The 13,867-nt window shown below is 66.2% G+C and carries 11 protein-coding genes; 1 reads left to right on the forward strand and 10 read right to left on the reverse strand.

Annotated features, from left to right (window positions below):
* Positions 1-19: 19 nt before the first annotated feature.
* The 5 genes from QM748_RS10345 to QM748_RS10365 form a co-directional block, all read right to left on the reverse strand.
* Entirely contained in the window at positions 20-712 is a 693-nt protein-coding gene (locus tag QM748_RS10345) for a DUF6988 family protein (protein WP_415246894.1), read from the reverse strand.
* 319 nt (positions 713-1,031) lie between these two features.
* A complete protein-coding gene (locus QM748_RS10350; protein WP_415246895.1) occupies positions 1,032-2,639 on the reverse strand; it encodes a DUF1302 domain-containing protein in 1,608 nt (535 codons plus the stop codon).
* 28 nt (positions 2,640-2,667) lie between these two features.
* Positions 2,668-4,050, reverse strand: a complete 1,383-nt coding sequence (locus QM748_RS10355) for a DUF1329 domain-containing protein (RefSeq protein ID WP_415246896.1) — start codon at positions 4,048-4,050, stop codon at positions 2,668-2,670.
* A gap of 163 nt (positions 4,051-4,213) precedes the next feature.
* Entirely contained in the window at positions 4,214-5,920 is a 1,707-nt protein-coding gene (locus QM748_RS10360; RefSeq protein WP_415246897.1) for a class I adenylate-forming enzyme family protein, read from the reverse strand.
* Positions 5,921-5,936: 16 nt separating this feature from the next.
* The gene (locus QM748_RS10365) at positions 5,937-7,001 is read right to left on the reverse strand and encodes an MBL fold metallo-hydrolase (protein ID WP_415246898.1); all 1,065 of its coding nucleotides are present in this window, start codon (positions 6,999-7,001) and stop codon (positions 5,937-5,939) included.
* A gap of 239 nt (positions 7,002-7,240) precedes the next feature.
* On the opposite strand from QM748_RS10365, the gene QM748_RS10370 reads away from it, so the two are divergent.
* Positions 7,241-8,344, forward strand: coding sequence for a Rieske 2Fe-2S domain-containing protein (locus tag QM748_RS10370; RefSeq protein WP_415246899.1), 1,104 nt, complete (start codon positions 7,241-7,243; stop codon positions 8,342-8,344).
* A gap of 306 nt (positions 8,345-8,650) precedes the next feature.
* Here QM748_RS10370 and QM748_RS10375 read toward each other — a convergent pair whose 3' ends face one another.
* The 5 genes from QM748_RS10375 to QM748_RS10395 are packed head-to-tail and all read right to left on the reverse strand — an operon-like array spanning position 8,651 to position 13,856.
* Complete coding sequence (locus tag QM748_RS10375) at positions 8,651-9,331, reverse strand: EthD domain-containing protein (protein WP_415246900.1); 681 nt, start codon at positions 9,329-9,331, stop codon at positions 8,651-8,653.
* Positions 9,328-10,311, reverse strand: a complete 984-nt coding sequence (locus QM748_RS10380; RefSeq protein WP_415246901.1) for an NAD(P)H-dependent flavin oxidoreductase — start codon at positions 10,309-10,311, stop codon at positions 9,328-9,330. The genes QM748_RS10375 and QM748_RS10380 overlap by 4 nt, the downstream gene beginning before the upstream one ends.
* Positions 10,312-10,327: 16 nt before the next feature.
* Positions 10,328-11,497, reverse strand: coding sequence for an acyl-CoA dehydrogenase family protein (locus tag QM748_RS10385; protein WP_415246902.1), 1,170 nt, complete (start codon positions 11,495-11,497; stop codon positions 10,328-10,330).
* A 23-nt stretch (positions 11,498-11,520) separates the two neighbouring features.
* On the reverse strand, positions 11,521-12,654 hold the full coding sequence (locus QM748_RS10390) for an acyl-CoA dehydrogenase family protein (RefSeq protein ID WP_415246903.1): 1,134 nt from the start codon (positions 12,652-12,654) through the stop codon (positions 11,521-11,523).
* Positions 12,651-13,856, reverse strand: a complete 1,206-nt coding sequence (locus tag QM748_RS10395; RefSeq protein ID WP_415246904.1) for an acetyl-CoA C-acyltransferase — start codon at positions 13,854-13,856, stop codon at positions 12,651-12,653. Before QM748_RS10395 ends, QM748_RS10390 begins: the two co-directional genes overlap by 4 nt.
* Between the last annotated feature and the right edge of the window lie 11 nt (positions 13,857-13,867).

Below are 13,867 nucleotides of genomic sequence, written 5' to 3' on the forward strand. Positions count from 1 at the left end.
TTGAATGAATTATTGGCCGTCACAGCGGTGGAGGCATGCATGACGGGCGCTTGGTAGCGGTAGCCAAGATGTTGCGCTGTAGCGGTTGTCGCCCAGAAAGGACCGCAGCTTGCATGCAGCTGACGACTGCTAGGCCGTTTGCATTGCGGAGAACATCATGGATCAACTGGACAGGGTATCCGTCATCGTGTTGACGAATAGGGTGGATACCTGCATGGGCGTAGGAGTTCAACGCTTTCCATGAGTTCTCTTTGAAGCGGGATAGTGCATCGTAAGCCTGTGGCGGCGCTTTCGTGGCCAAAGCCTGCATCATTTCTGCGGTTTGAGGCATGTTCTTTGCCGCCTGCTCAGACTCTAGAGAAAGAGTAGTGATTAGCTTTGAAAGATGGTCTTCGGACGCAGCGTATAGCAGCCAAATTGAACGAGTGAGCGCTTCAAACTGGGCGCGATGAGTAACGATGGCTGATGACAGCAAGCCAGAATGAAGAAGCTCCCTTGTCGACGTCCAATGCTCCAGGGAAAGTGAGCATGCAATATCACTGGTTCTAATGCGCGGTGAGTCGTCAAAGAGCGGCACGTCAATCAGCGCCATCAATTCTTCAGCTAGGTCGTCGGACTCGTCGAATATTGAGGGCAGAGGCATGGTGTTGATTGTGACGGCTAACAGTTGTAGTAGACGGAGCGGGCCGATAGGTGAGTAGACGGAATCCACATAATCCCCGCATCGTTGCGGTGACGCACTGGTAGTTCATCGCGACGGCAACACCGCATAGTCAAGATATGTGCTCATCGTGACTCAAAACCGCTTCTGCCACCATCCCCAACATAGATTGCCATGCCCCTCCCGTCCTACTTCTCCACCAGCATTGAGACGTTCATGCGTCCCAAGATAATACCGTTCGTGCAATTCTCGACGAGGCAACCCGTCACACTCCGCTCTCATTACCTCCATCCACACTGCGCACGGCCCAAATGCAAAAAGCCCGCCGCGCATGACGCGCAAGCGGGCTGAGCACCGAAATGGCCGTGGATCAGAAGGTGTACTTCATCACCAGCGAAAGCTGATCTCGGTCGGTCATCTGGCGGTTACGCACCGGGTCCAGACTGGCGTCGCCGAAATAGCCCAGATAGGTCAAACCGACCTGGAAGTTGCGCCGATAGGTCATCGTCGCCCCCACGCTCAAACGGTGATCGCCCTCGCCCATGCCGAGGCTGCCTTGCATCGTGCGGCCCTTGAGCTGGCGCGAGTAACTGATCGGCACGCCCAGTTCCCAGTTCTCGATGATGCCCGGATAGGTCAGGCTCAGGGTCGAAGAAAAGGCGATGCCGTAGCTGCCGAAGGTCAGATTGTCCGAGGCGGGCGTGGGGATCACGCCGAAGCTCACGTCGCCGGTCGCGCCCGGCACGCGGCGCGCCTCGGGGTTGCGCACGTCGGTGTAGGCAAGCTCGGCGAGGAAGTTGCCCTGTGGCGCCAGGAAAGTGCGGCCGAGGTTGATGAAGGTGTTGAGGTTGGTCTGGAGCACGTCGGCCCTGGTCGCAGTAGGAATCGCGCTACCGGCCATGCGTGCATTGACCAGCGCCGGTGCGTCCTTGCGGTACGAAATCTCGCCGCCCAGCGTCGCCACGCCGAAGCTGGTGCTGAAAGTTGCCCCCAGCATCTTGATGTCTTCGAAGTAGCGGTGACTGAAGCTCGGGCTCGCCCCCAGGTAGTTGATGTCGACCATCGGCGCACGGTCGTGATAGTTCAGATAGATCAGGCCGATCTCTGTCTCGTTAGTGACGCGGTACTTGGCGCCCACCCCCCACTGACCGCCGTTCGGCGCCGATTCCCTGCCTTTCAGCACGGTACATCCAGCCGCGCCGATCATGCACACGGCACCGGGCCCGACGATGTCGGAAGTACTCATGAACGAGCCCGGCGCGTTGACGATGGTCTTGTGCCATCCGTACTGGTAGTGGCCCATCAGCGACAGTCGGTCGTTAACTTCATACAGGACCGAAACCTGGTCTTCCGGCAGCAGTTGATCCTTCACCTCGGTCCCTGGAATCCCTGCCTTGGTACCGTCGGCAGGGCCTTGCGCACTGGAAATACCGGGGATGAACAGCGTTTCGCCCCATGACACCACATGCTTGCCCGCACGGACGGTGGCACGACCTTCGCTGCCGACATTGAAGTCGGTGTAGGCATAGGCGTCCAGCAGGCGGCTGTAGCCGCCGTGGTAGCGCTTGGTATCGGAAGAGAAGCGGTCTGCCGCTCCGCTGCGTTTGTTCGGGAAAGTCGCATTCGAGTTGTCGTTGCCCGAGTGATAGACGTCGTCGTAGAAGGTGCTGGCCGACAGCACGAAGCCGGTGTTGCCCTTCCGCAGCTTGGCGTCGAGCAGCAGGCTGGCGCGGTTCGAGGTCAGCGCGCCCTTGTCGAAGTTGTTGTTGCCGTCGTTGCCGTTGGCGTTGGTGGCATTGGACGACAGCAGGCGGTCGGGATCCGACAGCCGGGTCGACAAGGTGTAGGTGGCCGTCACCCGCGATTCGAGCACCATGCCGTTGTCGAACTCGATGTCATCGAAGGCCAGCGCCGGCGCGGCCATCCCCATGCCGATCAGCGCCAGTGCGATCGGCTTCATTTTTTCGTGCAGTTTCATGCTGCGTGCTCCCTGAAAGTCGATGCGGTCACTGGCCCAGGGCGCGCAGGGCGGCCGGGGTGTACATGTCGGGGGTGAGGTCGCCCTTGTTGAGGACGAAGGCCTTGTCGCGCTCTTGGATCAGGTTGAAGCCGATGTAGGCGCCCGAATTCAGGTCGTGGTAGAACGAGGTGCCGGCCTGCCAGGCATTGAGGTCGAAGGCGTAGTAGTGGCCGATGAAGGCGTGCTGCCACAGTTGGCCGCGGGTGTCGTAGTAGTCGCCCACCGAGGCCTGCCAGTTGTCCTCGTCGATGTACATGACGCGCTTGCCGAAGGCGTGGCGGTAGCCGTCCTTCAGCGTGCCTTCCAGCACCCAGACGCGGCGCAGCTCGTAGCGGATCAGGTCGGGGTTGGCGTGCCCTTTCTGCAGCAGGTCGGCGTACTTGACGTCCTTGCCGTGCAGGCGGTAGGTGTTGGCCGGGATGTAGAGTTCCTTCTTGCCGTGCAGCTTCCATTCATAGCGGCTGGGGTCGCCGTTCATCAGGCGGTCCTGGTCGATGGTGAGCTTGCCCGAGGTGCCTGCCATCGGCGAATCGAAGCCGTAGGTCGGCAGCTGGCGCACGCGGCGGGTGCCCGGGTCGTACTGCCAGGCCAGGCGCTTGCCCTTGGCGAAGTTGACCGGTTCCTGCGAGGCGGTGAAGCTGCCGCGGTCGCGCTCGGGCAGCAGCGCGCCGGTCAGCGAGTAGGCCATCAAGCCTTCCATCGGCTTGCCGATCTGGTCCGGGCTGGTGACGACGTTGAGGTTCTTGTTCACCTGGCGGCCCCAGGTGATGCTGCCGTCCGAAGCCACGTCGGCGATGTCGCGGACGATTTCCTCGGTGTAGGCGCGGTAGGGCATGTTCATGTTGGCCAGCACTTCCATCGGCTCGGTCGGGATCGGGAAGCCGATCGCGCCCTTCCAGCCGGAGAAGCCAAGGCCGCCGTCGATCAGTTCCGCTTCGAGGGCGTTCTTCTTCGCCACCTCGCAGATCACGTCCGGGTAGCGGAAGTCGCGCCGCGACTGATAGACCTGGATGCGGAAGGTGTCCGGGAAGCGCTTGAACATCGCCTTCTGGCCTTCGCTCAGCTTGTCGGCGTATTTGTCGACGTTGGCTGCAGTGATCGCGAACAAGGGCTTGTCGTCGGGGTACACGTTGACCGGGTGCTTGCCGGAATGGAGTTCATATTCGACGTGCGGCGGCTTGCCCAGCCATTTGCCCGAGAAGGCGGGAATGCTGCCGTCCGCATTCGGGCCGGCCTCGGCGCCGACACATGTGAGTTCCTTGCCGAGCTTGGCGGCTTCAGCCTCGCTCGCCTTGGCCACTGCATTCGCGGAGGCCATCGACAATGCAATCATCGTCATGACCGGCACCCAGACACGGGTTTTATTCATTTGAGTCTCCTTCCTGTTGGGCATTTGGTGTGGCCCCGATTGATCCTGCGAACCGGATGCGGAAGGCTTCGCGCCATCTCGTGCCGTTCCTGCATCCGGTTGCATTGTTTTGTTTTCGTGTCACCCGCTACATCGTCCGATGAGACTAAATCGGACGAATATCTCAACCCTTCGACTCAGTAATGAAGGCGCTGCGCAATTGCGCCTTGAGCAGCTTTCCGGCCGGATTGCGCGGCAGCGCCTCGGTCACCACGTGAACGACGGCGGGCACCTTGTAACCCGCAAGATGGGCGCCGACGTGGGCCTGCAGTGCCTGCCCGTCCAGCCTGCTGCCCTCGCGCACCGACACCACGGCCGTCACCGCTTCGCCGGTGTCCTCGTCGGGCACGGCGAACACCGCCGCTTCGAGCACCTCGGGCAATTGCAGCAGGCAGAATTCGACTTCGGCCGCGGCGATCTTCTCGCCGCAGCGGTTGATGACGTCCTTGATGCGGTTGACGATGAACAGGAAGCCTTCGTCGTCCAGATAGCCGACGTCGCCGGTGCGGAACCAGCCTTCTTCGGCGTCGATCGCGGCGGCAGTGGCTTCCGGGTTGCGCCAGTAACCTTCCATCAGCGTTGCGCCGCGCAACCAGATCTCGCCCTGCTCGCCTGGCGGCAAGGCCTGCCCGGCGGTGTCGACCACCCTCACGTCGATGACCGGCGACACCATGCCCGAGCTGCGCGGCTTGTAGGCGAACAGCCTGCCCGAGGCCGCCGCCCCCGAGCCATTCGTCTCGGTCAGGCCGAAACCGATGCCCGACAGCGAATCCGGCCGGCGCCGCATGACCTCGTCGATCAGCCGCTGCGGCATCCCCGCGCCGCCCAGGCCGAGGCCGGCGAGCGTGCCGGTCTGCTTCGGGTCGTCGAAGCCGGGCTGGGCCAGCAGCTGCATGACCATCGACGGCGCGCCGTTGAACTGGGTGATGCGCTCGCTGCGGATGACGTCGATGGCCTGCGCCGGATCCCAGCGATTCAGGAACACCAGGCGGCGGCCGTTGCGCAGCGCGGTCAGCATCTGGGCATGCAGGCCGCTGACGTGGAACAGGGGCACCGCGGTCAGCGTCGCCGGCGGCAGGCCGCTCTTCATCAGCGCGGCCACCGCATCGGGCGATGTCATTGCCGAGATGGCGCCGATGAAATCGATGTTGAACAGCGCCTGGCACACCGCGCGCTGCGAAGACAGCACGCCCTTGGCGCGGCTGGTCGCGCCCGAGGTGAACAGGATCAGGCCCGGATCGTCAGGGCCGACTTGCGGCAGCGGCTTGGGCCCGGCCGGCTGCGCGATCAGCACGCGGAAATCGTCCACGCCTGCGGCAAGGTCGGTATCGCCCACACACAGGATGCGGCAGCCGACCACCCGCGTATTGCCGCCGATGCGGGCCAGGCGTTCGCTGTCGCAGGCCAGCACGCTCGGCTCGACGCAGGCGAGCGCATCGTGCAGTTCATCGCCCAGGCCGAAGCTGTTCAGCGGCGCCGGCACCGCGCCGATCATCGCTGCCGCGACGAACACCACCGCCCATTCGGGCCGGTTGCGCATCGCGATCGCCACCCGCTCGCCCGGCTTCACGCCCCAGTCGCTCAGCCGGGCGGCGACGGCGTCGGCTTCGGCGAAGAAGCGGTCGAAGGACCAGGTCTCCCCCTGCCAGGTGATGAAGGGTTTGTCGCCGTGCGCCCGCGCGCTGGCGATCAGCTGCGGCAGCGTGCCGAAAGCATTGCGGTACATCCTGATCGGCCGGCCGCCGGCGCTGGCCTCGATCACCTCGAATGGCGCACCGGGCGCCGTCAGTTGGGCACGAACCTGGGCGGCAAGCTCGGAAAGCTGGGACATCGATCACTCCTTGGAATCAATTTGCAAGGCTGAAGCGGTACAGGCCGTCGTCGTCGAGCACGCGCCGGACCTGGCCCGCGTAACGCAGGCAGGACAGATGGGCGATGGTTTCGCCCAGCGCCATCATGTCCTCGACCGCGCTCAACTGGCGGGGAAACAGCCTTTGCTTGGTTTCGAAAGCGGTGGCAGCGCCGGTTTCGCGCAGGTACGTGCGCACGATACCGAACTGCTCCTCGTGGTGGGCGTGCAGTTCCGCCACGCGCGGGCGCAGGCCGCGGAACACGCGCTCGTGCGAAGGCAGCACCAGGGTGTCGGGCGCCAGCAGGTCGAGCCGGTCGAGCGAATCCAGCCACAGCTTGAGCGGATTGGCCTCCGGCTCGATGTCGGATACCAGCACGTTCGAGGTGATGCGCGGCAGCAACTGGTCGCCGGCGATCAGCAGGCGGTCGGCTTCGCAGTACAGGCAGGCATGCTCGGGCGAGTGGCCCTCGCCGATCACCACCCGCCAGTCGCGTCCGCCGATGTGCAGCACCTGGCCTTCGCGCAGGCGGCTGAAGGACGCCGGCTGCGGCGGCATGAAGGGGTCGCGGCGCAGCTTGGCGAACATCTCCTCGATGCGCTCGCGCCCCATGCCCGCGCGTAGGTAGAAGCGCAGCATGGGTTCGGGCAACGGCTCCGGCGGCGGGCCGGCGAGCGTGCGCATGGTGAAGTATTCGCCATGCGTCATGTACAGCGGCACATCGAAGCGCTCGGTCAGCCAGGCCGACAGTCCGGCATGGTCGTAGTGGAAATGCGTGCAGATCAGGCCTTTCAGCGGCAGGCCGCCGAAGTGCCGTTCGGCCACTTCTTCCCACAGCTCCCGCGTCCGCGCGATGTTCAGCCCGGTATCGACGATGAACCAGCCGTCGCTGTCGCGCAGCAGGTAGACGTTGATGTGGTCGAGCTGCATCGGCATCGGCATCCGCGCCCAGAACACGCCGGGGGCCACGGCGACCAGCTCGCCGTCGGGCCGGGGCGGCGCGAACGGGTATTCGATCCGGCCGCCGGCATCGGGCACGGCCTCTGCGGTCGCTGTCGTCATGTCGTCTCCATCCTTGTTCGGGCTTTTTTTCCGCATCCCACCTTAGGCGCGCGCCCCGCGGGCGGACACGTCCAAAAGGACGATGCCCGCAAGGACCGCGGTCACCGCCGGCACCATCGTCCAAACAGGGGATGCGGGGCCCGATCCGGCCCGACAGAATCGGCCACGCTGACTGCCGGCCCGTGCGGCTGCAGGATCACCACGGCACGACAACGAGGATAAGAGGAGCAAGGACTCGCATGGCCACAACCAAAGACTATCGCATCGGCGAATTCACCTTCCCGCGCGGCTGGTTCATGATCGCCGACGCGGAAGAGCTGAACACCCACAAGCCGCTCGCCGTCCGTTTCTTCGGCAAGGACTTCGCGCTCTACCGCGGCCGCGCCACCGGCAAGGTCGTGCTGCTGGACGCCTACTGTCCGCACATGAAGACCCACCTCGCCGCGCCCGACAACACCTCCTACGTGGTCATCGACGGCGGCGGCTCGAACGTCGAGGGCGACGGCATCCGCTGCCCCTACCACGCCTGGCGCTTCGGCCCCGACGGCAAGTGCGACGACATCCCCTACCACCAGGGGCCGGTGCCGGCCAACGCCTGCGTCAAATCGTGGACGGTGGTCGAGAGCCTGGGCGCGATCTGGGTCTGGCACGACCCCGAAGGCGGCGAACCGGAGTGGGACCCGCCCAGCCTGAAGGAATGGGACGACCCCTCGTGGGTGCGCTGGAAGTTCGACCACCTGGGCATGCTGAACCAGCATCCGCAGGAAGTGATCGACAACATCTGCGACTACGGCCACCTGAGCCCGATCCACGGCTCGACCGTGCAGAAGTATGAAAACGAATTCAAGGCCCATCACGCCATCCAGCGCCAGTGCGGCCCGCACCGCACCCTGGTCGGCGCCGACGGTGTCAGCCCGATCCTGCACACCGTCACCGTCTACCACGGCCCCGGCGTGCTGATCTCGCACCTGACCGGCCTGTACGACGCCGTGCTGATGATCACCCACACCCCGGTCGAGGACGGTTCGCTGAAAGTCTGGCACGCGCTGCTGGTGAAGTCGCCGAACGGCAACGACATCGTCACCCAGCCGGATGCCATCGCCGCGCGCCAGTTCCAGGAAGCCAGCCGCCTGGCCTTCGCGCAGGACTTCGAAGTGTGGATGAACAAGGGCCCCTGCCTGAACGGCCTGTTCATCCCCAGCGACGGCCCCTTCATGAAGGTGCGCATCTGGTACAAGCAGTTCTACAACCCCCGCGCCAGGAAGCAGGAATTCCTGGAGCAGTGCGAGGGCTTCTACGTGCCCAAGGGCGCAGTGCCTTATACGGAAGAGCAGACCGCCTGAGGACGGGCACGGCGCTCCGGTTTCCCTCTCCCCCTCTCCCGCCGGCTGGCGGATCGGGCCTGCCGATGAGCAGGCCCGTTTTTTTGGTGAGTACTCCCGAGAGTTCTTCGTATTGTTATCTCAGCCATCGGATAACAATACGAAGAACACACATAACCATTTGATTAATATTCAAATTGATGGAGCGTTATTTTCCATCCAGCCCTGTGGTCACCCTCACTCACGACTGCGACAAGGCTCCGCCATGCCCGTCCGACCAGCCCGCCGGCAAGAGTCGGCCCCCCTGAAGGTGCCCCCACAATCCCTTCAGGGACGGCGGTGGGTGACTCGGGTGAGCATGCACACCGAGCGCGCCGGATCGACCTTTTCCGCCAGCGCCGTGGGCAGTTGCGTCCACACCAGGATCTCACCGAAAGCGCCTGCCACCGCCTCGACCGAGGTGAACCAGGCTTCGACGATCACGTCGTATTCATAGCCGGGCGGGCGCACACCTGCCACCGTGTTCCACACCACACGCGCGGCAGCCGCCCACGGCGAACCCGGCAGGATCTCGAATGCGCTCGCGGACATCGCCTCGCCGCGCAGGAGCAGCACCATGCACACCCCGGTTTCGCTGCCATCGACCAACACGGTTTCGCACGCGGTCAGGGCAAAGTCGCGCACGTAGGCCGAAAACACCCGCGGCTCGTCGGGCCGCATGATGCGCAGCGTTTCCTCGTCGTTCCAGATGTCGTCGGCAGCCTGGCGGTCGCGCAGCGTCAGCAGGTTGACGCCGTCGTAGGCCGTGCTGGCGCCGCGCGGCATGTCGGCGCGTTCGAGCACGCGCGAACACTGGCGCACGCCCAGCACCTTGTCCTGGACGTTGCGGCACTGGCGGCCGAGCGCGGAATGCTCGCGCCAGGCCTGCGGAAAAGCCTCGGGCGCAAGCGCGGGGTTGCGCTTCGCCAGATAGATCATCTTCCACTGCACACGCCCATCGCTGCTCATCCGCCAGCCCCGGCAAAGGCTGCGGGGTGGGCAGCAGCCTCGGCGTACTCGTGCTTCATGCGCGCCACCAGTTCGGCCACGCTCGGCACGTCGCGGATGATGCCGATGCCCTGCCCGGCCGACCAGACGTCCTTCCAGGCCTTCGTCTTGCCGTCGAGGCCGGCGAACAGATCATCCTTGCCGCCGTTCTGCCGCCCTTCGAGCGTGTCGGGATCGACTCCCGCGGCACGCACGCTGTTCTTCAGGTAGTTGGCCCAGATGCCGCTGAACACCGGGGTATAAACGATGTCGGCCGCACTGTCGGCGACGATCATGTCCTTGTGGCCGGCATCGGCAGCAGCCTCGCGGGTGGCGAGGAAGCGTGTGCCCATGTAGCCGAGGTCGGCACCCATGACTTCGGCCGCGCGCAGGGCGCGGCCGCTGGACAGCGCACCGGCGAGCGCCACCGGGCCGTCCCAGAACTCGCGCACTTCGGCCAGCAGCGCGAACGGCGACAAGGTGCCGCCATGCCCGCCGGCACCGGCGCACACCAGGATCAGCCCATCGACGCCGCTCGCCACCGCCTTGCGCGCATGCTCAGCGCTGATCACGTCGTGCAGCACGATGCCGCCATAGCCATGCACCCGCTCGACCACTTCGTCGGGACGTCCTACCGACGTGATGACGAAGGGCACGCGATGCGCCACCACGCGATCGAGATCGGCATCCCGCCGGGGATTGGACTTGTGCAGGATCAGGTTGGCGCCGAAAGGCGCGGCGAGACGCTCCGGATTAGCCGCATTCCACTCGTCCAGCTCACGGCGGATATGCATCAGCCATTCGTCCAGCAGTTCGGGCGTGCGCGCGTTGAGCGTCGGGAAGCTGCCGGCGATGCCGGCCTTGCACTGCGCCAGCACCAGCTCCACGCCGCTGGCGAGGAACATCGGCGAACCGATCAGCGGCAGGGCGAGGCGGCTGTCGAATATCCGGGGGATGGGCATGGGATGCCTCCGGGAGTCAGCCGCGCGGCATGCCGAGGCCGCGCTCGGCGATGATGTTGAGCTGGATCTCATTGGTGCCGGCGTAGATGGTGTCGGCGCGCGAGAAGAAGAACACCTGCTGCAGCCGGCGCAGCGCATCGCTGCCGGCATCGTCTGCCGCGCGCACGTCGCCGGCGACACCGATCACGTCCATCGCCAGTTGGCCGAGTTCGCGGTGCCAGTTCGACCAGGCGTATTTGTAGATCAGCGCCTCGGCACGCACCGCGGTCGCACCGCCGTCCTCCTCGAGCATGCGCAGGCCGTTGTCGCGCAGGCCCTGCAGGCCGATCCAGGCAGCGGCGATGCGCTGGCGCAGCGCCGGATCGCGCGCCGCGCCGTTGGCGCGGGCGACGTCGACCAGCAGTTGCAGCTCATGGCTGAAGTGCATCTGCTGGCCCAGCGTGGACACGCCGCGCTCGAAACCGAGCAGCGCCATCGCCACCTTCCAGCCTTCGCCCGGCTTGCCGACGATGCAGTCGGCCGCGGTCACCGCGCCGTCGAAGAACACCGAGTTGAACTCGGCCTCGCCGGTCATCTGCCGGATCGGATGGATCTCGATGCCCGGCTGCCGCAGCGGCACGAGCAGGAAGCTCAGGCCCTCGCGCCCGACCGAGCCGGGCGTGCTGCGCGCGACGACGAAGATCCAGTCGGACTCATGCGCCAGCGAGGTCCATACTTTCTGCCCCTGCAAGCGCCAGTTGCCGTCCTCGTCCTGCCAGCAGCGGGTGGTGATCGCGGCCAGGTCCGAACCCGCTCCCGGCTCCGAATAGCCCTGCGCCCAGTATTCGCGGCCTTCGCGGATGCCGGGCAGGAAGCGGCGCTGCAGCTCCGGCGTGCCGAGCGCGATCAGCGTCGGCGCCAGCAAGGTCTCGCCAATGTGGCCGATGCGGCCCGGCCCGCCAGCGCGCACGTACTCCTCGTGGAAAACCATCTGCAGCGACAGCGGCAGTTCGCGGCCGCCATGCTCCTGCGGCCAGCCGAGGCCGACCCAGCCGCCGCCGGCCAGCTCCTGTTCCCATTCCTTGCGCAGCGCCGGCCAGGCTTCCTCGTCGCCCGGCCCGCCGCGATGCTTCAGGCAGGCGAAACGGCCGCTCAGGTGCGCGGCCATCCAGTCGGCGACTTCCTTGCGAAACCTCGATTCATCCATGTCGATCTTCCTTCCCGTCCGGCTCAGGCGGCATCGAGCAGTTGGACTGCCAGGGCTTCGCGCCACTGCTCGACCGGGCCGAGCCACTGGCTCGCCCACTGCGCGCGCTTGAAGTGCATCTGCGGATCGTATTCCCAGGTGAAGCCGACGCCGCCGTGAAGCTGGATCGCCTCCTGCGCGCAGAAGCGGTAGGCCTCGGTCGCCAGCACCCGCGCGGCGGCGGCTTCAGCCTGCAACGCGGCTTCGCTGCCTTCGCCCGCGGCCAGCCGCGCCGCCGTGGCACGCACCACCGAGCGCGCCGTCTCGATGCGCACCATCATCTCCGCGCAGCGGTGCTTGACCGCCTGGAAGCTCGCCACCGCGCGGCCGAACTGGACCCGCTCGGCGGTGTAGGCCGTGGTCAGCGCCAGGCATTGCGCCGCGCCGCCCACCTGCTCCGCCGCCAGCTGCAGCATCGCGGCCACCTGCGCGCGCGCCAGCCCGGCGGCGGCACTGCCCGGCACGTCGAGGCGTGCCGCCGCTTCGAGGCGCACCCCGGCGAACTGCCAGCGTGCCTGCGGCCGGGTCAGATCCCACACCTCCAGCGGCGTGCGCCGCAGACCGACGGCATCGGCAGCCACTTCGAACAAGGCCACGCCGTCGCCGCCATCTTCCTCTCCGATGCGTGCAGCCACGTAAGTGACGTCGACGCTGCCGTCGTCCAGCACCTGGGCGGCGTCGCCATCCAGCCGCCAGCCGTCGCCACCCTCGCGCTGCGCCCGCAGCGTCAGCGTCGCGGCGCGCGCATCCAGCCCTGGCCCGAAGATCAGCGTGGCGCTGCGCGCGCCTTCGGCCAGGGCCGGCAGGCAACGCTGGCGGGCATCCTCGCTGGCGGCGTGCAGCAGCGCGGTCTGCGCCAGCACCACGGTGGCAAAGAAGGGCGAACGCGCCAAGCTACGGCCCATTTCTTCCATCAACAGGCTCAGCTCCACTGCGCCCAGGCCCAGGCCGCCGAGTTCTTCGGGCACCTGTACCGCCGTCCAGCCCAGCTCGACGATGCGCTGCCACAAGCCGGCATCACCGTCCCGCGCCTTGCGCGCATTGCCATGTTCAGCAAGGAAATCCGCTGCCATCTGCTGCAGCGCGCGCTGTTCCTCGTTCAGCGCCAGGGTGTTCACCGGCAGACCTCGAACAGCCCTGCCGCCCCCATGCCGCCGCCGATGCACATCGACACCACGACGTAGCGCTCGCCGCGCCGGCGGGCTTCGAGCAGGGCATGGCCGACCATGCGCGCGCCCGACATGCCGAAGGGATGGCCGATGGCGATCGCGCCGCCATTGACGTTCAGCCTGTCGTTGGGAATGCCGAGCGTGTCGCGGCTGTACAGCACCTGGCAGGCGAAGGCTTCGTTGATCTCCCACAGGCCGATGTCGCCCACTGTCAGGCCGAAGCGTTCGAGCAGGCGGGGAATCGCGAACACCGGGCCGATGCCCATCTCGTCCGGCGCGCAGCCGGCCAGCGCGATGCCGCGATACACGCCGAGCGGCGCGATGCCGCGGCGTTCGGCCTCGTCGCGGCTCATCAGCAGCGCCGCCGCAGCGCCGTCGGAGAATTGCGAGGCATTACCGGCCGTGACGAATTCGCCCTGCTGCACCCACTGCCCGCCCTTGACCACCGGCTGCAATTTGGCGAGGTCTTCCAGCGTGGTCGAAGCGCGGTTGCACTCGTCGCGATTGGCGACCACGTCCTCGTGGCCGGCGGGATTGCCTTCCTTGTCGAACAGCAGCTTTCTCGCCGCCAGCGGCACGATCTCGTCGTCGAACAGCCCGGCGGCCTGCGCGGCGGCGGTGCGCTGCTGGCTTTGCAGCGAGAACGCGTCCTGCGCCTCGCGCGAGATGCCGTAGCGGCGCGAGACGATCTCGGCCGTCTCCAGCATCGGGATATAGGCCGCCGGCACCACCGCCTTCACCGCCTCGGACTGGGCGCGGTAGGTGTTCTTGTGCTTGGTCTGGGTCAGCGACAACGACTCGACGCCGCCAGCCACCGCGATCTTCATCTCGCCGGCGAGGATGCTCTTGGCGGCGACGCCGACGCTCATCAGCCCGGATGCGCACATGCGGTCGAGCGCCATGCCGGGCACGGTGTCCGGCAGGCCGCCGGTGTAGGCGCACAGCCGGCCGATGTTGTAGGCCTGGGTGCCCTGCTGCACCGCGGCGCCCATGATCACGTCCTCGACCGCCGCCGGCTCGATGCCGGCGCGCTCGACGACGGCGCGCACCACGTGGCCGCCCAGCACCGGCGCCTCGGTGTCGTTGAAGGAGCCGCGGAAGGATTTGGTCAGCGCGGTGCGCGCGGTGGAAACGATGACGGCTTCGGTCATGGCCTTGTTTT

Source organism: Thauera sp., assembly GCF_047601425.1.
Classification (GTDB): domain Bacteria; phylum Pseudomonadota; class Gammaproteobacteria; order Burkholderiales; family Rhodocyclaceae; genus Thauera.

Excerpts from the sequence above, each read along its gene's own strand:
- QM748_RS10365 (WP_415246898.1), bottom strand. The coding sequence starts at position 7,001 with ATGACGACAGCGACCGCAGAGGCCGTGCCCGATGCCGGCGGCCGGATC.
- QM748_RS10355 (WP_415246896.1), bottom strand. The coding sequence starts at position 4,050 with ATGAATAAAACCCGTGTCTGGGTGCCGGTCATGACGATGATTGCATTG.
- QM748_RS10375 (WP_415246900.1), bottom strand. The coding sequence starts at position 9,331 with ATGAGCAGCGATGGGCGTGTGCAGTGGAAGATGATCTATCTGGCGAAG.
- QM748_RS10395 (WP_415246904.1), bottom strand. The coding sequence starts at position 13,856 with ATGACCGAAGCCGTCATCGTTTCCACCGCGCGCACCGCGCTGACCAAA.
- QM748_RS10385 (WP_415246902.1), bottom strand. The coding sequence starts at position 11,497 with ATGGATGAATCGAGGTTTCGCAAGGAAGTCGCCGACTGGATGGCCGCG.
- QM748_RS10380 (WP_415246901.1), bottom strand. The coding sequence starts at position 10,311 with ATGCCCATCCCCCGGATATTCGACAGCCGCCTCGCCCTGCCGCTGATC.
- QM748_RS10370 (WP_415246899.1), top strand. The coding sequence starts at position 7,241 with ATGGCCACAACCAAAGACTATCGCATCGGCGAATTCACCTTCCCGCGC.
- QM748_RS10350 (WP_415246895.1), bottom strand. The coding sequence starts at position 2,639 with ATGAAACTGCACGAAAAAATGAAGCCGATCGCACTGGCGCTGATCGGC.
- QM748_RS10360 (WP_415246897.1), bottom strand. The coding sequence starts at position 5,920 with ATGTCCCAGCTTTCCGAGCTTGCCGCCCAGGTTCGTGCCCAACTGACG.